Source organism: Trueperella abortisuis (assembly GCF_030811095.1).
GTDB lineage: Bacteria > Actinomycetota > Actinomycetes > Actinomycetales > Actinomycetaceae > Trueperella > Trueperella abortisuis.
In genome coordinates this window covers 1,064,185-1,086,504 of the sequence record NZ_JAUSQL010000001.1, presented here as the reverse complement: position 1 = coordinate 1,086,504, position 22,320 = coordinate 1,064,185, and the positions used below count along the sequence as shown (strand labels likewise).

Annotated in this window: 22 protein-coding genes; 9 read left to right on the top strand and 13 right to left on the bottom strand. The window is 65.8% G+C overall.

Annotated elements, in window-relative coordinates:
• The first annotated feature begins 46 nt into the window (after positions 1–46).
• Positions 47–325, top strand: coding sequence for an Lrp/AsnC family transcriptional regulator (locus J2S45_RS04815; protein ID WP_270974413.1), 279 nt, complete (start codon positions 47–49; stop codon positions 323–325).
• A 74-nt stretch (positions 326–399) separates the two neighbouring features.
• Here the strand turns inward: J2S45_RS04815 and trpD are convergent, their stop codons facing one another.
• Both trpD and J2S45_RS04805 read right to left on the bottom strand, forming a co-directional pair.
• Positions 400–1,461 carry an anthranilate phosphoribosyltransferase gene (gene trpD / locus J2S45_RS04810; protein ID WP_307634702.1) on the bottom strand — a complete coding sequence of 354 codons (1,062 nt, stop codon included), beginning with the start codon at positions 1,459–1,461 and terminating at the stop codon, positions 400–402.
• Positions 1,461–1,868, bottom strand: coding sequence for a DNA-binding transcriptional response regulator (locus J2S45_RS04805; RefSeq protein ID WP_296929065.1), 408 nt, complete (start codon positions 1,866–1,868; stop codon positions 1,461–1,463). The genes trpD and J2S45_RS04805 overlap by 1 nt, the downstream gene beginning before the upstream one ends.
• A 204-nt stretch (positions 1,869–2,072) precedes the next feature.
• On the opposite strand from J2S45_RS04805, the gene J2S45_RS04800 reads away from it, so the two are divergent.
• On the top strand, positions 2,073–2,687 hold the full coding sequence (locus tag J2S45_RS04800) for a superoxide dismutase (protein ID WP_270974410.1): 615 nt from the start codon (positions 2,073–2,075) through the stop codon (positions 2,685–2,687).
• Positions 2,688–2,745: 58 nt separating this feature from the next.
• On the opposite strand, the gene J2S45_RS04795 is transcribed toward J2S45_RS04800, so the two are convergent.
• From J2S45_RS04795 to J2S45_RS04780, 4 genes are all read right to left on the bottom strand, one after another.
• Positions 2,746–3,717 (bottom strand): FKBP-type peptidyl-prolyl cis-trans isomerase, encoded by a 972-nt coding sequence (locus tag J2S45_RS04795; RefSeq protein WP_307634701.1) that lies wholly within the window; start codon positions 3,715–3,717, stop codon positions 2,746–2,748.
• Between the two features lie 49 nt (positions 3,718–3,766).
• The gene (locus J2S45_RS04790; RefSeq protein WP_270974408.1) at positions 3,767–4,111 is read right to left on the bottom strand and encodes a HesB/IscA family protein; all 345 of its coding nucleotides are present in this window, start codon (positions 4,109–4,111) and stop codon (positions 3,767–3,769) included.
• A gap of 105 nt (positions 4,112–4,216) precedes the next feature.
• Positions 4,217–5,305, bottom strand: coding sequence for a hypothetical protein (locus J2S45_RS04785; RefSeq protein ID WP_307634700.1), 1,089 nt, complete (start codon positions 5,303–5,305; stop codon positions 4,217–4,219).
• Positions 5,306–6,646 carry a dipeptidase gene (locus tag J2S45_RS04780; protein WP_270974406.1) on the bottom strand — a complete coding sequence of 447 codons (1,341 nt, stop codon included), beginning with the start codon at positions 6,644–6,646 and terminating at the stop codon, positions 5,306–5,308.
• Between the two features lie 100 nt (positions 6,647–6,746).
• Between J2S45_RS04780 and J2S45_RS04775 the strand changes: the two genes are divergently transcribed.
• The gene (locus J2S45_RS04775; RefSeq protein WP_307634699.1) at positions 6,747–7,421 is read left to right on the top strand and encodes a DUF3043 domain-containing protein; all 675 of its coding nucleotides are present in this window, start codon (positions 6,747–6,749) and stop codon (positions 7,419–7,421) included.
• Positions 7,422–7,446: 25 nt separating this feature from the next.
• Here the strand turns inward: J2S45_RS04775 and J2S45_RS04770 are convergent, their stop codons facing one another.
• Positions 7,447–7,818 (bottom strand): hypothetical protein, encoded by a 372-nt coding sequence (locus tag J2S45_RS04770; RefSeq protein WP_307634698.1) that lies wholly within the window; start codon positions 7,816–7,818, stop codon positions 7,447–7,449.
• Between the two features lie 152 nt (positions 7,819–7,970).
• Between J2S45_RS04770 and J2S45_RS04765 the strand changes: the two genes are divergently transcribed.
• Positions 7,971–9,362, top strand: coding sequence for a leucyl aminopeptidase (locus J2S45_RS04765; protein ID WP_296929077.1), 1,392 nt, complete (start codon positions 7,971–7,973; stop codon positions 9,360–9,362).
• Here the strand turns inward: J2S45_RS04765 and J2S45_RS04760 are convergent.
• Positions 9,359–9,661: an oxidoreductase gene (locus J2S45_RS04760; protein WP_307634697.1), complete on the bottom strand. Its 303-nt coding sequence runs from the start codon at positions 9,659–9,661 to the stop codon at positions 9,359–9,361. The two genes, J2S45_RS04765 and J2S45_RS04760, sit on opposite strands and share 4 nt — an antisense overlap.
• Positions 9,662–9,801: 140 nt before the next feature.
• On the opposite strand from J2S45_RS04760, the gene lpdA reads away from it, so the two are divergent.
• Both lpdA and sucB read left to right on the top strand, forming a co-directional pair.
• The gene (gene lpdA / locus J2S45_RS04755) at positions 9,802–11,175 is read left to right on the top strand and encodes a dihydrolipoyl dehydrogenase (protein ID WP_270974399.1); all 1,374 of its coding nucleotides are present in this window, start codon (positions 9,802–9,804) and stop codon (positions 11,173–11,175) included.
• Positions 11,176–11,189: 14 nt separating this feature from the next.
• Positions 11,190–12,908, top strand: a complete 1,719-nt coding sequence (gene sucB / locus J2S45_RS04750) for a 2-oxoglutarate dehydrogenase, E2 component, dihydrolipoamide succinyltransferase (RefSeq protein ID WP_307634696.1) — start codon at positions 11,190–11,192, stop codon at positions 12,906–12,908.
• A gap of 138 nt (positions 12,909–13,046) precedes the next feature.
• Here the strand turns inward: sucB and J2S45_RS04745 are convergent, their stop codons facing one another.
• Positions 13,047–13,499: a hypothetical protein gene (locus tag J2S45_RS04745; RefSeq protein ID WP_296929083.1), complete on the bottom strand. Its 453-nt coding sequence runs from the start codon at positions 13,497–13,499 to the stop codon at positions 13,047–13,049.
• A gap of 93 nt (positions 13,500–13,592) precedes the next feature.
• On the opposite strand from J2S45_RS04745, the gene J2S45_RS04740 reads away from it, so the two are divergent.
• The 3 genes from J2S45_RS04740 to glnA all read left to right on the top strand — a co-directional run bounded on the left by J2S45_RS04740 (position 13,593) and on the right by glnA (position 17,062).
• Positions 13,593–14,786: an MFS transporter gene (locus J2S45_RS04740; RefSeq protein WP_307634695.1), complete on the top strand. Its 1,194-nt coding sequence runs from the start codon at positions 13,593–13,595 to the stop codon at positions 14,784–14,786.
• A gap of 62 nt (positions 14,787–14,848) precedes the next feature.
• On the top strand, positions 14,849–15,541 hold the full coding sequence (locus tag J2S45_RS04735; protein WP_270974393.1) for a DUF4191 domain-containing protein: 693 nt from the start codon (positions 14,849–14,851) through the stop codon (positions 15,539–15,541).
• A 102-nt stretch (positions 15,542–15,643) separates the two neighbouring features.
• Positions 15,644–17,062, top strand: a complete 1,419-nt coding sequence (glnA, locus tag J2S45_RS04730; RefSeq protein ID WP_296929087.1) for a type I glutamate--ammonia ligase — start codon at positions 15,644–15,646, stop codon at positions 17,060–17,062.
• Between the two features lie 81 nt (positions 17,063–17,143).
• Here the strand turns inward: glnA and J2S45_RS04725 are convergent, their stop codons facing one another.
• From J2S45_RS04725 to J2S45_RS04710, 4 genes are read right to left on the bottom strand one after another with little or no spacing between them, the layout of a single operon-like run.
• The gene (locus J2S45_RS04725) at positions 17,144–17,752 is read right to left on the bottom strand and encodes a histidine phosphatase family protein (RefSeq protein ID WP_307634694.1); all 609 of its coding nucleotides are present in this window, start codon (positions 17,750–17,752) and stop codon (positions 17,144–17,146) included.
• Positions 17,753–17,754: 2 nt separating this feature from the next.
• Entirely contained in the window at positions 17,755–20,757 is a 3,003-nt protein-coding gene (locus J2S45_RS04720; RefSeq protein WP_307634693.1) for a bifunctional [glutamine synthetase] adenylyltransferase/[glutamine synthetase]-adenylyl-L-tyrosine phosphorylase, read from the bottom strand.
• On the bottom strand, positions 20,757–22,091 hold the full coding sequence (locus J2S45_RS04715; protein WP_270974389.1) for a glutamine synthetase family protein: 1,335 nt from the start codon (positions 22,089–22,091) through the stop codon (positions 20,757–20,759). Before J2S45_RS04715 ends, J2S45_RS04720 begins: the two co-directional genes overlap by 1 nt.
• Positions 22,088–22,297 carry a hypothetical protein gene (locus tag J2S45_RS04710; protein ID WP_296929093.1) on the bottom strand — a complete coding sequence of 70 codons (210 nt, stop codon included), beginning with the start codon at positions 22,295–22,297 and terminating at the stop codon, positions 22,088–22,090. The genes J2S45_RS04715 and J2S45_RS04710 overlap by 4 nt, the downstream gene beginning before the upstream one ends.
• Between the last annotated feature and the right edge of the window lie 23 nt (positions 22,298–22,320).

Here is a 22,320-nt window from a genome sequence, read left to right as displayed (position 1 = left end):
CGCGGCCGCTAAACTATGACTATCCGTCCAATGTAAAGGAGCCCCCATGATCACTGCCATTGTCATGATCGACGCCGAAGTTGATCAGATCCCCGAGGTTGCCGACGCCGTGGCTGGGGTGTCGTCAGTGCGCCAGGTCTACTCCGTCACGGGCGATGTGGACCTCATCGCGCTCGTCACCGTCCCCCAGCACGAGGATCTGGCGCAGGTCATTCCCGGCAAGATCGCCAAGGTTCCAGGCGTCAAGAACGTCAAGACCTACCTCGCCTTCCAGGAGTTCTCGAAAGCCGACCTCGAAGCCGCCTTCGACATCGGCCTCGACTAGCCGCCATGTGTGAGGGGGTGACGGGCGTTCGCCCGTCACCCCCTCACACATGGGTCTGAAGCCTCGAGGCGCGTTCAGCCCTTCGCACTTTCGGCGCGAGCAAGCTCAGCCCAGCGCGTGAGCAGGCCGGAGGCCTTCCCTGTATCCAGGGCGTCCTCAGCCAGCTCCAGGCCGGCACGCATGCGGGCCACGAGGTCACCGTCGTCGGGACGCACGCCCTCCAGCCGCCCGTCGGCGACGATCGCTCCGGCAGCGTTGAGGACCACGGCATCTCGCACCGCGCCCTTCTGACCGTCGAGTACCTTGCGCGCGGCGGCCGCGTTGTAGGCGGCGTCCTCGCCGCGCAGATCATCGACGGTGGCCTTCGGCAAACCAAGATCCGTCGTGGCGTCCAGGTCGCGGTAGGTCACCTCGCCGTCGCGAACCTCCCACACCTCGTTCGGCGCAGCGGTGGACAGCTCGTCGAGCCCATTCGTGCCGCGGAAGACGAGGGCGCGCGTGCCGCGGCGGGCGAGCACGCCCGCCACGAGCGGCGCCTGGCGGGCATTGGACACACCGATGGCTCCCACCTCGGGTCGGGCTGGATTCGTCAGCGGACCAAGAACGTTGAAGGCTGTGGGGATTCCGAGCTCGCGGCGCGCTGTGGCCGCGTACTTCATCGACGGGTGGAACTTGTTGGCAAAAAGGAAGGTGATACCGATTTCGCCGAAGATCCGCTCCACCGCATCGACGGGAAGGTCAAGGTTGACGCCGAGCGCCTCGAGGCAATCGGCCGCGCCCGACTTCGAGGACGATGCGCGGTTGCCATGCTTGACTACCTTCACGCCGGCCGCGGCGATCACGAGCGAGGCGGTGGTCGAAATGTTGACCGTGCGGAGCCTGTCGCCGCCAGTGCCAACAATGTCGAGCGAGTCCGAGGGAAGGTTGACGGGCGTGGCGTGCGCCTGCATGGAGTCGGCCAGGCCAAGGATCTCATCGATCGTCTCGCCCTTCGTTGCGAGCGCCGTCAGGAAGCCGGCCAGCGAGACCGGCGAGGTCTCCCCAGTCATCACCTGATCCATCGCCCACGCCGTCTCCTGAGCGGACAGGTCCTGGCGGCTGACAACCTTCGCAGTGATTTCCGGCCAGGTCAGCATCAGGCGCCAGTCTTCCCGAGAACGTCGGCTACGGCCTGCGACAGCGCGCGGGCGTCGACAGGGAGGGGCAGGATCGCGTTCGGCTTGGACACACGCGCGAGCCACTCATCCTGCGGGCGGCCAATCAACACGATGTAGGGCATGTCCTCCACCAGCTCGTCACGCACGAGCTTTCCGAGACCGATTCCGCCGAGCTTGGCGGCCTCGCCGTCAAGGATAAGCAGGTCGAAGTGGTTCTCCTCCACCTTCATGTATGCGCCTTGCCAGGTGGCTGCTTCAGTCCAGTTGATGGCAGGAAGCCCCTTGCCTACGCGCCGCCCCACGGCGTGCATGACGTCATTGCGGGTGTCGCGGTTATCTGAATACACGAGCACCTCGACCGAGGTCTTGCCATCGTCCTGTGTCATCTTTACCTCCACGTAAGTTGGCTCTCCGCCAATACTACCGATTCTGGCGGCATTGGTAGAACTCGGGCCCATAATTTTGAATCGGTCAGTTTCGCTGTCCGCGCATATACGGACTTTGTACCCACATTCGCCTCCGAAAGGAGGATACTGGGTGGCGACCGCAGCCGCGACCAGCCCGGCCAGCGGCGTCAACTTGGAGGAAACATGGTTTACACACTGCCCGAACTTGATTACGACTACGCAGCTCTCGAGCCGCACATCTCGGCCAAGATCATGGAGCTTCACCACAGCAAGCACCACAAGACCTATGTCGACGGCGCCAACAAGGCCCTCGAGAACCTGGCCGCAGCGCGCGAGGCGGGAGATTTTTCGAAGATTAACCAGTTCGAGAAGGACCTGGCTTTTAACCTCGGAGGCCACTCGAACCACTCCGTGTTCTGGAAGAACCTCTCCCCGAATGGTGGCGGCGAGCCCGAGGGCGAACTGGCCGAGGCGATCAAGGATGCCTTCGGCTCGTTCGATGGGTTCAAGAAGCAGTTCACCGCTGTCGCGACCGGCATCCAGGGCTCCGGCTGGGCCGTGCTGGCCTACGACACGATTGGCCAGCGCCTGACCACCTTCCAGCTCTTCGACCAGCAGGCCAACGTCCCGGTAGGCACCTACCCGATCCTCATGCTCGACATGTGGGAGCACGCCTTCTACCTCGATTACCTCAACGTCAAGGCCGACTACGTCAAGGCCGTGTGGAACATCTTCAACTGGGAGGACGTCGCAGCCCGCTTCGCCGACGCGAAGAACGCCTCCCTCATCGTCCGCTAAGTCGGCATCAAAAAGTGGGGCCCCGCGGGGCCCCACTTTTTATGCTTCGCGTATTCGCTTAGTTAGGCTTCACCGTGGCGTTCGGCGATCCCTCGATCTGGCCGAGGATATCGATCACGACGGCGTAGGCCGGCGCCGTCACGCCCTCGCCACCCTCCGAGGCCGGAACCTCGACAAGCACGCGGGAGCCGACGGGGATCCCCGTGAGGGAATCGAAGAAGCTACCCGCGCCAAGCGTCTGCGACTGCGGCCCGTAGCTACCATAGGTGTTCTCGGAGGTGGAGTTATCCCAGAAGGACATGGCGTACTGATCGTAGATCGTGGTTCCCTTGCCACCGACGGGTGCTCCGCTTCCGCGGGCGATGACGGTGACGACAGGTTCGCCCGTGGGCTTCTTCGCGCCGTCCTTAACCGTGACGGTGACGGGTTCGCCAAGCGCGCCCTTAATCTCGATCGGAAGGTCTGCCAGGTCCGCCTGCATCGTGGCATTGGCGTCGCCCGCTTGGTCCACACCGTAGGCGTCGATCAGCTCGATGTAGAAGGCGATCGTGTCCGACTCCCCGATGCCCGCCGACTCGTTGCCGCCGTTCGGGCCGTAGCCGAGATCGGAGGGGACGGAGACTATCAGCTTCGATCCGGCCGTCTGCCCCGTCAGCCCCTGCGTCCAGCCCTTAATCACCATCGACAGCGAGAAGGCTGTCGGGGCGCCGCGGTTGAATGAGGAATCGAAGGGCCGCGATGAGCCCCACACCTGACCGACATAGTTGGCCACCACCGTGTCAGTGGCCGCGATCTGCCGACCCTCACCCTTCTCGAGGACCTCGACCTGCAGCCCTTCGGGAGCGTTCGAATCGGGGAAGGCAAGGATTGGGTTGTCCCCCGAGCTGTCAAGGGTCGGCATCTGCGTGCCGGGGGTTCCGCTGGCGCTGGTGGTCTCCTGCGACGACGCCGGCTGCTTCGGATCGTCCGAGCCACAGGCCGTGACGCCGAAAGCAAGCGCGAGAGCGATCACACTGGCAAGTACGCGCATTATTCTCCTCACACAATTGTTCCCCGCCACATGGCGGGGAACCGTGGACTCAGTGGAAAGACTCACCGCACGCGCAGGTGCCGTGCGCCTGAGGGTTGTCGATCGTGAAGCCCTGACGCTCGATCGAATCGGCAAAGTCGATCGTCGCACCGTCGAGGTAGGGGGCGGACTTGGAGTCCACGAGAACCTCGACGCCATCAAACTCGGCGATCGCGTCGTCGTCGAACAGACGCTCGTCGAAGTAGAGCTGGTACATGAGGCCGGAGCAGCCGCCCGGCTGCACGGCGATACGCAGGCGAAGGTCATCACGGCCCTCCTGCTCAAGCAAGGACTTGACCTTGGCGGCGGCCACCTCGGTGAGGGTGACCCCGTGAGTTGCGACGGTTTCGCTCATGAATACCTCCATAAAATAGCGTTCTGGAAACACATTACCTTTTCGCACGTGCAGTCTCTATGTTGGCCACGCCCCATTCAGCTCAGCGTGATCGACCAGGCACAATCAGTCCCATCCCCAGGTTGCGGCAATGGCGTGCATGGAACGAGTGACGAGTTCGGGCAGGCGGGAGAGGTCGGCGAGGGTATCGGCGTCGTCGAAGAAGGCCCGTTCCGGTCGCAACTCATAGGCGCCGTGCAGGCCCAAACGTGGCAGTTCTCCCCTGCGCATGCCGGCCGCGTCGGTGAGGATCACCACGGGCACGCCCTGCTCCTCGCCGGCGCGAGCAGCGGCATGAAGCCCGCTAGGCAGGTCTACGCCGATGGAGCCGAGCACGTAGATGATGAGGTCGGTGTGCGGGATACGCCCGGCCACGAGCGCGTCGCCGATCGGTAGCATGGACGCGCCAAGGAGCGAAAGCACCAGGCCCAGCCCCCCGCCCGGCCCGGCGAATCCGGCCCGCGCGTCGACGTCGGCGCCAAGAAGTGAGCGTCGGGTGGAGGCCCGCGCCGCCCGCTCCAGATCGTGGACCCATGCGCCGACCTCGCGCTCGAACTCCTGGGCGCGGTAGCCGTCGTAGCCGCGCGACGCCCACGCCCGCGCCATCCCGTTGACCCCGCGTAGCGGCAGGTCGGCGGGGTAGGTCACGGTCAGGGCCACGTCCCGCAGCGCCGCGCGCGCCGCCTCGAGCGAATGACTGAGCTCGACGGGCGCCGCCGACCCGCCGGCCAGCTCCCCCAGCATGCCCCGCCCAAGATCCGTGGGACTCATAAGCTGGGGCAGGTGCAGGTGGATTCGCCGCGCCCCGGCATCGCGCAACGCCCGGAGGTCCTTCCCGAGGAAGGCCGTCGAGCCCTCCGGATGGCCGTTCCAGGAAAACGATTCGGCCAAGTCGACGAGCGCGCCGCCATCCCAGACCCAGTGAATGCGACGCTGTGCACCCACGCCTACATCCACCGCACGCGAGTCGGGGTGCAAAGAGCGCACGACGTCGTCAAGCCCCGTGCCCGCGTGGGCAACGACGGTGCCCTCGGAGGTGGGGATGGCAAGGACGTCGTCGTGCGGGCGGGCCGCGCGCCACGCCTCACCGGCTCGCTCGAGCACCGCCTGGGGTCCCATCCCCGGAAGGGCGGAGCACACGAGGGTGACGTGCATTTACTCGCCGAGCCGGGTCAGTAGCAGCGCCTCAGCGGCAATCGCGTTGCGCCAGTCACCGATGTGGAGCGATTCGTTGGCCGAATGGGCGCGCGTGTCCGGATCCTCGATCCCGGTGACAAGGATCTGGGCGCTGGGGAACTCGCGGGCGAGGTCAGCGATGAACGGGATTGACCCGCCAACGCCGATGTTGACCGGCTTCGTGCCCCAGGCCTCCGCCAGCGCCCACTCCATGAGCCGCGAGGTCTCGGTGGCCTCGGACGCCGAGAAGGCCGGGCCGCGTTCGTTGACAACGCACTCGACGCGCGCGCCGAAGGGGGCGTGTGACTCGAGGTGAGCGACGAGCTTGTCCGCCGCCTCGCCCGAATCCTGCCCGGGGCTCACGCGCATGGAAAGCACGAAAGTGGTGGACGGGGAGATGGTGTTTGAGGTGAGCTTGACGGGGGTGGCGTCCATGGCCGTGACCGAGACGGCCGGCTTGGTCCATAGCCGCGACGTGATGGATCCCGACCCGGCCAGGCGCACGCCCTCCAGCACGCCCACGTCCGCGCGGAACTCCTCCTCGGGGTAGTCCACGGCGGTGTCGTCGGCGGCGAGCAAGCCCTCCACCGCGACATTGCCCTCGTCGTCGTGAAGCGTGGCGATGAGGCGGGCGGCGAGCGTGACCGAATCGAGGACCGGGCCTCCATACATGCCCGAGTGCACCGCGTGGTCGAGCGCGGTGACAGTGACGGCGACCTGGGTGACGCCGCGCAGAGATGTAGTCAGCGACGGCGTACCTACCTTCCAGTTGTTCGAGTCGGCCACGACGATAACGTCGGCGTTGAGCTCGTCCTTGTATTCGTGCAGGAAATCGACGAACGTGGGCGAGCCCACCTCTTCCTCACCCTCGATAAAGAGGGTGATGCCAACCCCGGGGCGTGCCGCAGCGATCGCGGCCAGGTGGGCAACGACGCCCGCCTTGTCGTCAGCCGTACCGCGGCCGAAGAGGCGCCCGTCGCGTTCAGTGGCGATGAACGGCTCGGTCTCCCACAGCGAGAGGTCGCCCACCGGCTGAACGTCATGGTGGGCGTAGAGGACGACGGTGGGCTTGCCTGGCTCGGGCGCGCGCGTGGCGAGAACCGCCGGGCGGCCCTTCTTTCCGGAGGCCGCCTCGACCTGGATGACGCGGGCGTCGAGGCCGAGGGCGCGCGCCTTATCGGCGATCCACGCGGCGGACTGATCGAGGGTGGATTGGTCGAAGGAATCGGCGGAGATCGAGGGGATGGCCACCAGCTCGGTGAGCGCCGCCAGGGAATCGTTCAACGAATGGTCAACGGAAGAAAGCACGTCTTGATACATGGCCTCCACTCTAGCGCAGACCGTGGCGGGTGTAACCGCCGCGGGTTCCTGAAATGTCGGAGGGTGCCGTTAGACTGAGCACTAACAGCTCGAGATAAGGATGGCCGTGTTCGGATCAAAGAAGACGTCGGATTTGGAAGACTCCTCGCTCGCTGCGCCCGTGGAGACGCGGCGCAAGGGGTATACCGCCGCCAAAGGCGCGCCCACGCCGCGGCGAAAGGACGTCGAGGCGCGCAACCGCCGCCCCCTCGTCGCGGACACCAAGTCCCTATCGAAGGCCGAAAAGCGCCAGCGCAAGGCTGAGGAGCGCGCCCGCTCCAACGAACTGTACGAAAAGCAGCAGCGGGCAATGCGCACGGGAGACGAGCGCAACATGCCAGCCCAGCACCGCGGGCCCATCCGGGCTTTCGGGCGCAACTACGTCGACGCCGCCGCGCCCATTTCGGCCTTTTTCATGCCGGTGGCCCTCCTCCTGCTGCCAATCATGCTCTTCCAGGGCAGGTTCCCGCAGATCGTGATCCCCATGGTGTGGGGCATGTACGCCGTCTTCCTCATCATGACCGCCCACGCCATCTTGGTGAGCCGCCGCGCGAAGAAGCTTGCCGTGCACAAGTTCGGCGAGGTCCCCTCGGGCTTCTTCTTCCAGATGCTCGGCCGATGCTTCTACCTGCGCCGCTGGCGCCTGCCCTCCCCCCAGGTGGCTCGGGGCGAATTCCCCGCGGGCGGCACGCGCGAGGATCTGAAGGAAGCCCGCGCGGCAAAGAAGGCCAAGTAGGTTTCAGCTCACCGGTTGGCGGAGGCTACTTGTCGAGCTGGCGCGCGGCCATCGCCGCGGGCCGCGACCACATGAGCCAGGCGAAGGCAGCTACCGCGCCCAGCGTGGGCAGGTAGTAGTAGGTTCGTCCCGCCTCAAACCACGGGTTGGTGTAATGGAAGTCGACGATCAGCCCGGCGAACGGGCCGAGGATATTGATCCCCCACGCCACGAAGGCAAGGTAACGCATGCGCCGGCCGTTGTGCTTGATACCCGCGAACCCTAAAACCCAGCACAGCGCCGCGAAGATCGAGCTCGCCGCGAGACCAAAATGCCCGCTCCCCACCGAGTTCGTAGCCGCAACCACGGCCCGCCACAGGAAAACTGCCGCACCCACCCCAAGGGCGTAAATTAGCACGGACGGCCATCCATGTGCGCGGGTGCGGGTGTCTGTCAGTTCTTGACTCACGGCCTCTCCTCAACTAGGTTCGCCTCATATTACCGCGCCGTCACCCAACCTTAGGGATACTGGGGAAGCAATGAGTGCCCGCACGGACCTATACTGGGGCAATGACCAATATTATTTGCCATGAGTTCACCCAGGACCTCGCCCGCAACCTCGCGCTCTTCGCGTCCAAGGATGGCGAGAGCTACACCCTCGACACACTGATCGAGGACGCCGCGTTCAAAGACGGCGTCCTGGCGGCACTAACCACGCTACAGCCCGGTGCCGGCGTCACCCGCCTGGTAAGCCCGACCGACTCGAGCAGGCTGGTGTTCGTCGTCGTCGACGCCGCCACCACCCGTGACGCCTTCGGCGAACTGGCCCGAGCGGCCGCCGGGGTCGACGAACTCTACCTTGCCTCCCCCGTCACCGAGGTGGCCGAGGCCGTGGAGGGCGCCCTGCTTGGCGCCTACGTCTTCGACGAATACAAGGAGCCGAAGAAGGCGCCCCTCGGCGCGCTCGTGCTCCCCGTTTCCGACGACGACGCGGTGGTGCGCGGCGAGATCCTCGCCGAGGCCGCCAACCGGGTCCGTGACCTTGTCAACCTTGCCCCCAACGATCTCTACCCCGAAGTCCTCGCGCAGATCGCCGAGGAAGAGGCCACGGCGGCAGGCTGCTCGGTGACCGTCTATCGCGGCAAGGAGCTGGAGGAGATCAACGCCGCGGGCATCATCCACGTCGGTCGCGGCTCGAAGCGCCACCCTCGCCTGGTGCGCATCGAGTGGGCACCCGAGGGCGCCGCGGAAGGAACGGTCGCGCTCGTCGGTAAGGGCATCACATTCGACACCGGCGGCTATTCCCTCAAGCAGCACTCCTCGATGACCGAGATGAAGACGGACATGGGCGGGGCCGCCACAGTCCTGCAGGTACTGGTGGCTGCGGCACGCCTGGGCGTCAAGCGCCACGTCGTGGGCTGGATGTGCATCGCGGAGAACATGGTCTCCGGCATCGCCGGCCACCCCGACGACGTCATCACCTACCGCAACGGCACCTCGGTGGAGATCAACAACACCGACGCCGAGGGTCGCCTCGTCCTGGCAGACGGTCTGCTCATGGCGAGCGCCGAGGGGAGCGAGACCATCATCGACATCGCCACCCTCACCGGCGCGCAGATGGTCGCTCTCGGCGAGCGCACCACCGGCATCATGGGTAGCGACTACGCCAAGACGCTGACCGAGCTTGCCGGCGAGGTGGGCGAGGATGCCTGGCACATGCCGTTGCCGAAGCACCTGCGCGAGAGTCTCGACTCCGACGTGGCGGATATGAAGAACTCCGGCACCCGCTACGGCGGCATGCTCGTGGCCGGACTCTTCCTCAAGGAGTTTGTGGACGCGCCGAACTGGGCCCACGTCGACATCGCCGGCCCGTCCTTTAATCGCGGCAAGCCCTACGGGGTTATGCCTAAGGGCGCCACCGGTGTCATGTTGCGCACTCTTCTGGCAGCCGTGGAGAACTAGCGGCCGCGGTGCCTGGCCGACCACTCGCGCATCTGACGCGGGTAGCCGGTGCGGGCAACCTCATACAGCTCAATCCCCAGATCGCGGGCGACGTCAGCGGCGTCTGCGATGCTGGGGATTTTGCGTCGCGTCCATTCCCCGTCACCAGCCACGAGCACGATCGAACTCGGGTCGCGGCCCGTTGCCGCTTCAAAGTATGCCGCGACGCCGGCTCGGGTCGCCACGAACTGCGCCAGGTGCTCAACCGTTTCCTTTTTTGCGCGCCGTTGCGAGCGCGGCCCCTTCTTTGAGAACAACACCGCTTCAGCATATCTCAGGCCAGCCTGGCGCTATCGGCGCAATTCTGCCTGCGGAGCAAGAAATGTTGGCGCCAAAGTGGAATAATTATAGGGAACGGGTCTGGACCAACCGGGCCGCTGCGATCTCGAGGGAGAGGTAAGTGACTGAAAAGGAATACGATGTAGTGATTCTTGGTGCGGGTTCGGGAGGCTACGCTTGTGCCCTTCGATCCGCCCAGCTCGGTATGAAGGTGGCCCTCATTGAGGGCGACAAGGTTGGTGGAACCTGCCTTCATCGCGGGTGTATCCCCACCAAGGCCCTTCTACACGCTGCCGAAGTTGCCGATGAAATGCGCGAGGGCCCGTCCATTGGTGTCAAGGGCACCTTCGAGGGCATCGACATGGGGGCGCTCAACACCTACAAGAACGGCGTCGTTGAGAAGATGTTCAAGGGTCTGACCGGCCTGGTCAACGCTGCGGGCATCGACACGATCTCCGGCTGGGGTCGTTTGGTGGCTCAGGACACGGTGGAAGTCGGCGGCGAGCGCATCAAGGGCAAGAACATTGTCCTCGCCACGGGCTCGTACTCGAAGACGATCGGCCAGACCATCACCGACCGCGTCATCACCTCGGATAAGGCACTGACGATGGACGTCGTGCCGTCGTCGGTGATCGTGCTCGGTGGAGGTGTCATCGGTTGTGAGTTCGCCTCGGTGTGGAACTCCTACGGCGCCGATGTCACCATCATCGAGGGCCTCGACCACCTGGTCCCGAATGAGGACGAGGACGTGTCGAAGATGCTCGAGCGCTCCTTCCGCAAGCGCAAGATCACCTTCAAGACCAAGACGATGTTCGACCGGGTCGAGGAGGATGCCAACGGCGTTCACGTCTTCACCCAGGACGGCAAGCAGTACGACGCCGAATACCTGCTCATCGCGATTGGCCGCGGCCCGTCCACGGCCAACCTCGGTTACGAGGAGCAGGGCATCACGCTGGATCGGGGCTTCGTCATCACCAACGAGCGCCTGCACACCGGCGTGGGCAACATCTACGCCGTGGGCGACATCGTACCCGGCGTCCAGCTCGCCCACCGTGGATTCCTCCAGGGCCTGTTCGTCGCGGACGAGATCGCGGGCAACAACCCTGCCCCCGTCAACGAAGACAACATCCCGAAGGTCACCTTCTCCAACCCGGAGATCGCGTCCGTGGGCCTGTCTCAGAAGAAGGCCGAGGAGAAGTTCGGCAAGGACAACGTCGAAACCTCCACCTTCAACCTCGCCGGTAACGGCAAGTCTCAGATGCTTGGCACCACCGGTTTCGTTAAGCTGGTCCGCGAGAAGGACGGCCCGATCGTGGGCTTCCATTCCATCGGCGCTCGCATGGGCGAGCAGGTTGGCGAAGGCATGCTGATGGTCGCTTGGGAATCCTACCCGGAGGACTTCGACGGCCTCATCCACGCCCACCCCACCCAGAACGAGTCGGTTGGCGAGGCCGTCCTCGCGCTCGCCGGCAAGCCGCTTCACACCCACAACTGACCTAGGAGAGACACATGTCTGAACCCATTAAGATGCCCGCTCTGGGCGAATCCATCGATGAGGGAACGGTCACGACGTGGCTGAAGAACGTCGGCGACACCGTCGAAGCCGATGAACCCATCGTCGAGGTCTCCACCGACAAGGTCGACACCGAGGTCCCGGCCCCAGCTGCCGGCGTCTTGGAGTCGATTGAGGTCGGCGAAGACGAGACTGTCTCGGTTGGCACCGTCCTCGGCTACATCGGGGACGGCTCCGGCGCCGGCGCTCCCGCGCAGTCCGCCCCGGCTGAGGCTCCCGCACCGGCCGCTCCGGCTCCTGCTGAGGCTCCCGCGCCTGCGGCTCCTGCGGCCCCTGCGGCCCCGGCCGCCTCCGGCCCGGGCGTCGAAGTCACGATGCCTGCTCTCGGCGAATCGGTCGATGAGGGAACCGTGACCACTTGGCTCAAGCAGGTCGGCGACGAGGTCGAGGAGGACGAGCCGATCGTTGAGGTCTCCACCGACAAGGTCGACACCGAGGTCCCGGCTCCGGCAGCGGGCATCCTCACCGAGATCAAGGTCGGCGAAGACGAGACGGTCTCGGTTGGCACCGTGCTCGCCATCATCGGCGGCGAAGCCCCGGCGGCCCCCGCTCCGGCCGCCCCGAAGGAAGAGCCCAAGGCCGAGCCCGCGCCGGCTCCTGCCGCGCCGGCTCCTGCCGCTCCGGCTCCCGCCGCTCCGGCTCCTGCTCCGGCTCCCGCTCCAGCTCCTGCCGCTGCGGTGCCCGCGGCTCCGGCCGATGGAAAGTCGGCCTACGTGACCCCGATCGTGCGTAAGCTCGCCAAGGACCTTGGCGTCGATCTGGAGGCCATCTCCGGCACGGGCGTTGGCGGACGCATCCGTCGCCAGGACGTCGAGGCCGCTGCCGAGGCCGCCAAGGCGGCAGCCGCCGCCCCGGCTCCGGCGCCCGCCGCCGCTCCTGCCCCGGCCGCCCCCGCGAACGGCGTCAAGACGCAGATCGCTCAGAAGGCGAAGGAAGCCTCGTCCCTGCGCGGCACCCGCCAGAAGATGACGGGCGTGCGCAAGGCAATCGCCAAGCACATGATCGACTCGCTGGCCACCTCGGCTCAGCTGACCACGGTTATGGAGGTCGACGTCACCCGCATCGTCAAGCTGCGCGCCCAGGCGAAGGCCACCTTCCAGGCTCGCGAAGGCGTCAACCTCACCTACCTGCCGTTCTTTGTGCAGGCGGCCACGGAGGCGCTGAAGGCCCACCCGATCATCAACTCCTCGGTGGAAGGCAATGAGATCGTCTACCACGACGTGGAGCACGTGGGCATCGCGGTCGACACCGAGCGCGGCCTGTTCGTGCCCGTGATCAAGAACGCTGGCGACCTCAACATCGCCGGCATTGCCAAGCAGATCGCCGACCTGGCCGCTCGCACCCGCGATGGCAAGATCAAGGCCGACGAACTGTCCGGCTCGACCTTCACGATCACGAACACCGGCTCTGCAGGTGCCGCGTTCGACACGCCGATCATCAACCAGCCCAACGTGGCCATCATGGGAACGGGCGCGATCTTCAAGGCGCCGGGCGTGGTCAAGGATCAGGACGGCAACGAGGTCATCGCCATCCGTTCCAAGTGCTTCCTGTCCATCTCCTACGATCACCGCATCATTGACGGCGCCGCCGCCTCGCGCTTCCTGCGCGACGTGAAGTTCCGTCTCGAGGAGGGTGACTTCCCCGAGGTCCTCTAAAGGACACCGTCAAGGGGCCCGGCATTTGCCGGGCCCCTTGCTTTACCACCCCGCTAGCCCGGCGTCGTCAGCCCTCCCCAAACACGTCGTGGCCGGACAAGGTCACCGCCGGACAGGATCACCGCCGGGTGGGCGTGCTTAGCCCGTGACCGCGTTCTGCCCCAGGCATGGGCGGACGCGGAAGATCTTCTCACCTTGGATCGTCCAGCGCCTGCATATCCGGGGGCTCTCGTTGGCTGAGTCCGATCCTTGAATGTGTGCGCCGCTCTGGTAGGAGACCACCTCGAGTATCGGCCCGGAAGATTCGCTCACGTTTGCCGAGATCACCTCCGTGACGACGGCCTCCACCCGCACGTCGTTGCCCTCCATCCATGCCCTAAGCTCTTCGTCCTCGGCCCGCGCCGGCGAGCCTTCAACCGTGAGTGCCCACAGTGCCTCCCAGTCCTGATCGACGATCGCGGCGTTGCGGGCGTCGACCATGGACTGGGCGAAGGCCTTCCAGTCGGTCCGATCGGGTGCCATTCCGACGCTGAATCCGGCCACGACGGCGAGCACGATCACCCACACACCCCACCACGGTACGTCCCTCATGGTTTAAGGACATCACACGTGGGGCGCACCATGATGGCCTTTTCCACAGGGGCGGAAGGAGAACCATTGCACGGGCGCGTCTACAATATCTTGGTGAGTACGAAATCATTTGGCGGTTACAGAGATCTTCCCGGGCTCGTGGGATACACCCACATGGTGGTGTCATTCTTCGGGCGCCTGCCCACATCCATGATCATCATCGGCGTGCTGACGCTCATCGTCGCCGAAACCGGCTCAGTCGAGACCGCCGCCTACTGTTCCGCCTGCCTCGCGATCGCGAACGGGTTCGGCAACATCATCATCGGCCGCCTGACGGACCGCTTCGGGCAGCGCGCACCGCTTCTCGTCTTCGCGCCGCTCAATATCCTCGCCCTCTTGCTACTGGTCTGGTTCGCACCACGCGAGCCTTCCACGGTTGCCCTCATGGCGATGTCCGCCTTCATCGGGGTCACCACGTCCCCCATCGGGCCGCTCTCGCGCGTGCGCTGGTACCCGATCGCTAGCCGGGCTCAGCTTCCTGCCGCGATGTCGTGGGAGACCGTTAACGACGAGCTCATCTTCGTCCTCGGCCCCGCCGCCGTGGGCATCCTCGCGGCGGCCGTCTCCCCCAGTCTCCCGCTCCTCGTCGCCGCCGGCATGGTCCTCACCTGCGTCTTCCCATTCGCGCTGTCTCGCCATGCCCGCGGGCCGGCGATTCTCGACGACGACGAACCGCGCCCGTCGTTCTTCAGCGTTGTGGTCCGGGTGCGCACGCCACTTGCCGCCATGTTCTTCATGGGAATGTTCTTCGGCGCGATGCAGACCACCGTCACGGCGTTCGCGGAGAGCCACGACCTGGCGGGCCTTGGTGGCCTCATCTATGCGGCCTTGGGGCTTTCGGCGGCGCTGACCGCCCTGATGGCTGTCGCTCTTCCCGAACGTCTCGGTTACAACCGGCGCATTCTCCTCGGAGGCTGCGGCCTCGTCGTCGGGGCGGCTACCTGCGCGATCGCCGCCAACGGCCCCATCCTCGCTCTCCTCTTGCTCGTGGCCGGAATCTTCATTGGCCCGCTCGGCGTCTCCATTTTCACCCTCGCCGGCAGATGGGCTCCGCGCGGCGGTGACGGCGTGGCCAACACCGCCATCGTCTCCGCCAACGTGCTCGGCGTCGCCAGCGCCTCTGCGATCGTCGGGCAGTTCGTTGATACCCACGTCTTCTACGGGTTCCTGGCTGGAGCGCTTTGCGCGGCAGCCATAACCCTCGTCGCCTCAACCCTTGGTCGCCGGGACGAGGCGAAACTGGGCTAGCCATCTTTGAGCACGGCCGTGCAATCTACTAGACTCGTGATAAAGCCGAGCAAGGAAGTGCGATGAGCAAAAAGAACAAGCCGAAGAAGAAGCGCTGGTGGAGTTACCTCGCCGATGCCTACCGGGTCTCGAAGAAGACCTATCCGTGGACAGCGTGGGCGCTACTGGCCGGGTTCGCTATCGGTCTCGTTCTCGGCCTCCTCGGGGCCATCGGCACGAAGCTGTGGTGGGTGTGGATTCCGCTTGCGATCTTCATGGGTGTCGTGTTCGCGCTTCTCGTCCTCACCCAGCTGGTACGCCGCGCCTCCTACGCGCAGATCGACGGGATGCCTGGCGCCTCCGCGGCGGTGCTGGGCCAGATCAAGCGCGGCTGGGTCATCGAACAGGAGCCCGTCCGTTTTAATGCCCGCACCCAGGACATGCTTTTCCGAGCCATCGGCCGCCCCGGCATTGTCCTGATTTCGGAAGGCCCCGCGGATCGCGTCGACCGGCTTATTCAAGATGAGAGGAAAGCGATCAAGCGGGTCGCCCCGTCCGTCCCTGTCGACGTCATTAAGGTCGGCAACGGTGAAGGTCAGGTGCCGATTTCGAAGCTGGAGCGCCGCTTGAAGAAGTTGCCAAAGAGGATCTCCCACCAGGAGGTCGCGGCGGTGACCGCCCGCATGAAGGCGATCCAGACGAACGCGCTTCCCATCCCGAAGGGAATTGACCCGTTCAACGCACGGCCCGATCGGCGGGCGATGCGCGGACGCTAAAGACGCGAAGGGGCGTGGCCATATCGTGGCCCCGCCCCATTTCTCTTGCCCACCCGCCGTACAATACTTGCCAGACGAAGTTCAGCCGTTAGGAGTATCCCCGTGTTTTCAAGCGTCGATGAGGCCAAGGCCTACCTTGCCGAGGAGGATGTCGAGTTCGTCGACATCCGTTTCTGCGACCTGCCCGGTGTCATGCAGCACTTTGCCATCCCGATCAGTGCGTTTGACGAGGACACGCTCCACGAGGGGCTCATGTTTGATGGCTCTTCGATTCGCGGTTTCACCAAGATTCACGAGTCGGATATGAGGCTCATGCCGGATCTCGGTACTGCCTACATCGACCCGTTCCGTGCCCGGAAAACCCTGGTGATGAACTTCTTCGTCGTTGACCCGTTCACGGGTGAGCCGTACTCGCGTGACCCGCGCGCGATCGCCCGGCGCGCTGAAGACTACCTGCGTGCCAGCGGGATCGCGGACACGGTTTACTTCGGCGCCGAGCCCGAGTTTTACATCTTCGACGACGTGCGTTTCGACGATTCGCCCAACAAGGCGGGCTACCGCCTAGACGCCCGTGAAGCATGGTGGAACACGGGCCGCGATGAGGAGCCAAATCTCGGTTACAAGACCAGGATCAAGGGCGGCTACTTCCCCGTCTCCCCCAATGACCAGCTCGCCGACCTGCGCGATGAAATGAGTCGCCTGTGCCAGCAAGTCGGCCTCAATATCGAACGCGAACACCACGAGGTGGGCGCCGGCCAGCAGGAGATCAACTACACGTTTAGCACGCTCTTGGCTGCTGCGGACGACCTCATGAAGTTCAAGTACGTCATCAAGAACGCGGCGTTTGCCGCGGGCAAGACGGCAACCTTCATGCCCAAACCGATCTTCGGCGACGCAGGCTCGGGCATGCACTGCCACCAGTCTCTGTGGAAGGACGGCGTCCCCCTCTTCCACGACGAGCGCGGCTACGGCGGCCTGTCGGACGTGGCACGTTGGTACATCGGGGGTCTGCTCGAGCACGCGCCGTCGTTGCTGGCCTTCACGAACCCCTCGATCAATTCTTTCCATCGGCTTGTGCCCGGCTTCGAAGCGCCAGTCAACCTCGTGTATTCTGCGCGTAATCGCTCGGCGTGTACGCGAATCCCGGTCACCGGTTCCTCGGCCAAGTCCAAGCGCATCGAGTACCGCACGCCGGACGGTTCCTCGAACCCGTACCTGGCCTTCTCGGCCCAGCTCATGGCGGGCCTCGACGGGATTCGCAACCGGATCGAACCCCCGGCACCCATCGACAAGGACCTCTACGAGCTGCCTCCCGAGGAACACGCCGAGATCGAGCAGCTGCCGAAGTCCCTGGAGGACGCCCTCCGCGCCCTCGAGGATGACCACGACTACCTCACCGAGGGTGGCGTGTTCGACGAGGACATCATCGAGACCTGGATCAGCTACAAGCGAGAGAAGGAAATCGAGCCTCTGCGTCAGCGCCCACACCCCTACGAGTTCGCCCTCTACTACGACTTCTAGGATCGCTGGCCCGGTTGCGGGCGAGGCCTCCGGGCCTGCGCCCGCAACCGTCGTCACCCGCGCCCGTCGCCAGGTTGCCCGCTAGAACGTCAGGTGCATCCACGACCTCAGGGTGTAGCCCGTCTCCAGGGTCCCCTCGAGGCGGACGATGCCAGCGTTGCCTAGCGGCACGAAGGTCTCGCGCTCGCGTTGAGCGTTAAGAGCGCGCGAGCCCACCCAGTAGGCGATGACCCCGCCGTGGGCGAAGGCGACCGCGCGTTCGTGGCCGGCGGCTTCGATGTCCCGCACCGCGGCGTCGACGCGCGCCAGCACCGTTCGCCCGGTCACGGCCTCATCCCCGCCCATCGGCAGGTCACGTTCGCCGCCGATCCAGCGGAAGATCGTGCCCGTGTAGCCCTCGTAAACCTCGGGGGTGTCCCCTCCCTCATACCAGCCGGCGCCGATCTCACGCAGACCCTCGTGGATGTGGATGTCGAGGCCGAGGCGGGTGGCCAGCGGCGTCGCCGTCTGTTGCGTGCGGGTAAGGTTCGAGGCCCAAATGCCGCCCGGTTCGAGTGCTGCGAGAGCGGGGACGACGTCGTTGGCCTGCGTCCAGCCCTCCTCCGTGAGCACAGCGCCCGGCACCACCGTGTCGATCGTGTGCTTGGCGTTCATGTAGGTCTGCCCGTGACGGACAAGAATGAGTTCCAAAGTTACTCCTCGTAGACGATGCGTTCGGCGACCGCGCGTGCCCGACGCGCGGCGCGCAGGTAATCTTCCTCGATCGCGTGGCGCCGCCCGTCGTCACGCCCCAGGAGGGCGGCGACGAGGCCGAGTTCGCGTGAGCCGTGCGGGAGAAGGTCGAGCTTCGCCCCGCGCGTTCGCCCGGAGGCGAGGACGTTCGCGTCGCGCAGGGCGGAGGCAAACGACCACGCCACTTCGAGCCTATCAGCGTCGTCGGGGCTGATCAGGCCCCTTTCGCTAGCCGCGCCAAGGGCGTCAAGGGTGGAGGTGGTGCGCAGCGCCGCAATGTGACCCGCGTGGCGCAGCTGCAGGATCTGAGCGGCCCACTCCACGTCAGCGAGTCCGCCGGGGCCGAGCTTAAGGTGACGGGTCTTATCCACCCCCCGCGGAATGCGCTCGGATTCCACACGCGCCTTTATGCGGCGAATCTCGCGCAGGTCGGCCTCGGTTATGCCCGTCGAGGGGTAGCGCAACGGGTCAATGAGCGTGATAAAACGCGCCCCGACGTCGTCGCCCGCCACGAACCGCGCCCGCAGCAAGGCTTGGCGTTCCCAGGTTTGCACCCACTGATCGTAGTAGGCGCGATAGGAGGCCAACGAGCGGGCGAGCGGGCCGTTTTTGCCCTCGGGGCGCAGGTCGGCGTCCGCGGGAAAGGCGGGTTCCGGCGCGGGTGCGGACAGAAGCGCTATGACGTGGCGGGCCACATCGTTGGCCGCGGCACTCGCCTCCTGCTCGGTGAGGTCGGCACCGTGGTCGAAGACGAACATCAGGTCCGCGTCGGAGATGTAGCCCAGCTCCCCACCGCCGAACCGGCCCATGGCGATGACGGCGAACTGCAACGACGCAGGTGCGTCCGCCGCCCGTCGCGCGCCGCGTAGCGCGGCTTCGACAGCAACCTGGCCCGCAGCTGTGATCGCCTGGCGCGAGTTTCCCCCCATCTGGAGGGTGTCGGCCATCGCCGTGCGCAGAAGCTCTCGACGCCGTAGCGCCCGGCCGGCGATCGCGATCTCGCGCGGGTCGGTGCGCCGGGCAAGCAGAGCGTCAAGCTGGGAGGTAAGCTCGGCAGGCCCGAGCGCGGTGAGCTCGTCCGAATCAAGCCAAGCAATCGCCTCGGCCTGCGAAGGAAGCTCATTGGCGACGTAGCGCGAGGTCGACAGCAGGCGCGCCAACCGCTCACCGACCAGCCTGGAATCGCGCAGCAGACGCATGTACCACGACGTCGTCCCCAGCTTCTCCGACACGTCACGGAAGGCAGCCAGGCCGCGGTCGGGTTCCGGACCCTCGGCGAACCACTCGAGCATGACGGGCATGATGTGCCGGGCAATCGCGGCCGTACGGTTGTAGCCGGAAGTGAGGGCGAGGGCATTGGCATAGGCCGAGCGCGGATCGCCGTAGCCGATGGCTGCGAGCCTCGCCTGGGCGGCCTCCGGCTCGAGCGCGGCGTTGTCGGCGGAAAGTTTGGCGGTGGCGGGCAACATGGGCCGGTAGTAGATCTCCAGGTGCAGGGCACGCACCTCTTTTCGCACCCGCGCCCACGACTCGGCCAGCTCCTCGGCGGTGTCCAGTCCGGGGATGCGCAGGGAGCGCGCGATCCGGCGCAGGTCGGCATCGGCAGTGGGCAGCACGTGGGAGCGGTGGATCCGGTAAAGCTGGACCCGATGTTCGAGCGCACGCAGGAAGCGGTAGTCGGCGTCCATGGTGGCGGCGGCCGTGCGACCGATGTAGCCGGCGTCGCGTAGCGCAGCCAGGGCCTCGAGGGTGGAGCGCTGGTGGACGCTGGTGTCGGTGCGGCCGTGGACGAGCTGGAGGAGTTGGACCGTAAACTCGATGTCACGCAGGCCTCCACGCCCAAGCTTGATCTGCCTCTCGGCCTCCCTCACCGGCACGAGGCTTTCGACGCGCCGACGCATCGCGCGCGTTTCCTCCACAAAGCCATCCCGCCCCGCCGCGTTCCATACCAGCGGGGCGAGCGCCGCCACGTACCTCTCCCCCAGCGAACGGTCCCCCGCCACTGGCCGCGCCTTGAGCAATGCCTGAAACTCCCAGTTATCCGCCCACTTCTCGTAGTAGGCCACGTGGGACTCGAGGGTGCGCACGAGCGGACCTGCCTTGCCCTCCGGGCGCAGCGCCGTGTCGATCTGGAGGATCGCGGGCGTGCGGCCCGGCGAACCGACGGCGTGGGAGATGTACTCTGCCAGCTTGGTGGCAACCGGCAGGGCGGCCTCGTCATCTCCGGAGCGGGAGGAGGCCACGTAGATGAGGTCGACGTCGGAGATGTAGTTAACCTCCCGCCCGCCCGTCTTGCCCATGGCGATGACGGCCAGGTTGACGTCGTCCGCGTCGGCCCCATAAACCGCCCGGCCGACCGCCAGCGCGGCCTCCAGCGCCCCGCCGACCACGTCCGACAGCGCACGTGCCACCTCCTCGACATGATCCGGTGCCGGGCCCGCCGTGAGATCGAGGGCCGCGATCTGGGTGAGGCGGTACCAGTAGTGCAAGCGCAGCGCCTCGATCGCACCGGCCTCCCCAAGCCCCGATAGGTCCGCCCGCGGGAGCGAACCTGGCTCGCGGGCGCGGGCATGCACCGCCGCGAGCGCAGCGGCGCGCTCCCCCTCCGGGGTGGTGTCGAGCCCGGCCTCGGCGATCTTCGCCTCGGAGAGGATGTGAACGTTGGCGGGACGGGAGATGAGGTGCTCGCTGAGGGTGGTCGACATGCCAAGGATGGCGAACAGGCGCGCGGGCGCCGTCGTGCACGCCTCCGCGAGAAGACGGCGGGCCTCGGGTCCCGCAGCCGTAGCGGCCTCCGTCAGGCGCAGGAAGCCAAGGAGGGCCTGGTTCGGGTCGGCTGTGTCAGCCGCATGGGAAAGCAACCAGTCGATATCCGTGCCCGCGAGCGCCGGGCTCTGGGCGAAACGCACGGCGCGGTCGGGCGGGGAGAAGCCCGCCCGACGAAGCCTGCCCGTCTCCCACATCAGTTTGACGTCATGAAGGCACGCCGTTCGAAGGGCGTGACCTGGTGGCGGTAGGCTTCCCACTCGTGGCGCTTGTTGCGTAGGAAGTAGGCGAAGGCGTCCTCGCCGAGAGTGTCGGCCACAAGTTCGGACTGGCGCATCTCTTTCAACGCATCGGACAACGACGCCGGCAACGCGCGTAGCCCGATGGCACGGCACTCAAGGTCGGTCAATTCTGAGACGTCGACGTCGAGGTCCTCGGGAAGGTCGTAGCCTTCCTCGATGCCGGCGAGCCCGGCGTTGAGGATGACGGCGAAGGCGAGGTAGGGGTTGGCGGCCGAGTCGAGGGCGCGGTATTCGACGCGGGCGGATTCCGGGTCACCCTGGATGAGGGCCGGAATGCGCACCAGCGACGTGTGGGAGTTGCCCCAGGATACGTAATTGGGCGCCTCGTATCCGGCCCACAGGCGCTTATAGGAGTTCACGTGCTGGTTGGTGATCGCGGTAATCTGCGGCGCGTGGTGCAGCAGGCCCGCCACGAACTTGCGCCCGGTGGCCGACAGGTGGAAGGAGGCCAGCGGGTCGTAGAAGGCGTTCTTGTTGCCCTCGAAGAGGGAGAAGTGCGTGTGCATGGCCGAACCGGCGGCGTCGATGATCGGCTTGGGCATGAAGGAGGCCATCACCCCCTGCGAGATCGCCACTTGCTCGACCACAACGCGTAGCGTCATGATCTGGTCTGCCATCGTCAGTGCATCACTGCGCCGCAGGTCGATCTCGTTTTGGCCCGGCCCGATCTCATGGTGGGAGAACTCCACCGTGATCCCCATGTCCTCGAGCCTCTTGACCGCCCGCGAGCGGAAGGATTGGGCGATCGAACGCGTGACGTGATCGAAGTAGGAGCCGTTGTCGATGGGGATGGGCACCGCGTGCTCGTCCGTCGTCGGGTGGAATAGGTAGAACTCGCACTCGGGCTGGGCGTAGAAAGAAAAGCCCATGCTGGCGGCGCGGTCGAGGGCGCGTTCGAGGACCGCGCGCGGGTCGGAGCGTGCCGGCTCGCCGTCGGGGGTGTAGATCGAGCAGAACATGCGCGCAGAGGGCGAACCATCCTCACCCCAGGACAGGAGCTGGAAAGTGGAGGGGTCCGGGCGCATCACCATGTCCGATTCGTGGCCGCGGGTCAGTCCTTCAACCGCGGAGCCGTCGAAGGAGATGCCACCCTCAAACGCGGCCTCCAGCTCAGCAGGTGCGATTGCCACGGACTTGAGCGTGCCCGTGATGTCGGTAAACCACAGGCGGATGAAGCGCACGTCGTGGTCATCGACCTCGCGCAGGACATATTCCGATTGAGGATTCACCAGTTCTCCTTCCACTCGCGCTCAGCGGCGTCGTAGTCGTCGTCGACGTCGGGGACGTCCGCGAGCGCATTACGCGCCTCGGATACCAAGAACGCATTCTCCGCTTCGAGCCGCGTGGCGTACGGCCCCATCCGTTCCGCCGCGGGAAACGCCGGCGAGTCCGACTCGACCACCTCGCCGGTTACCACGCTAAACCAAAACGCCATGAGTGCTCCATCCCCCTTGGGCG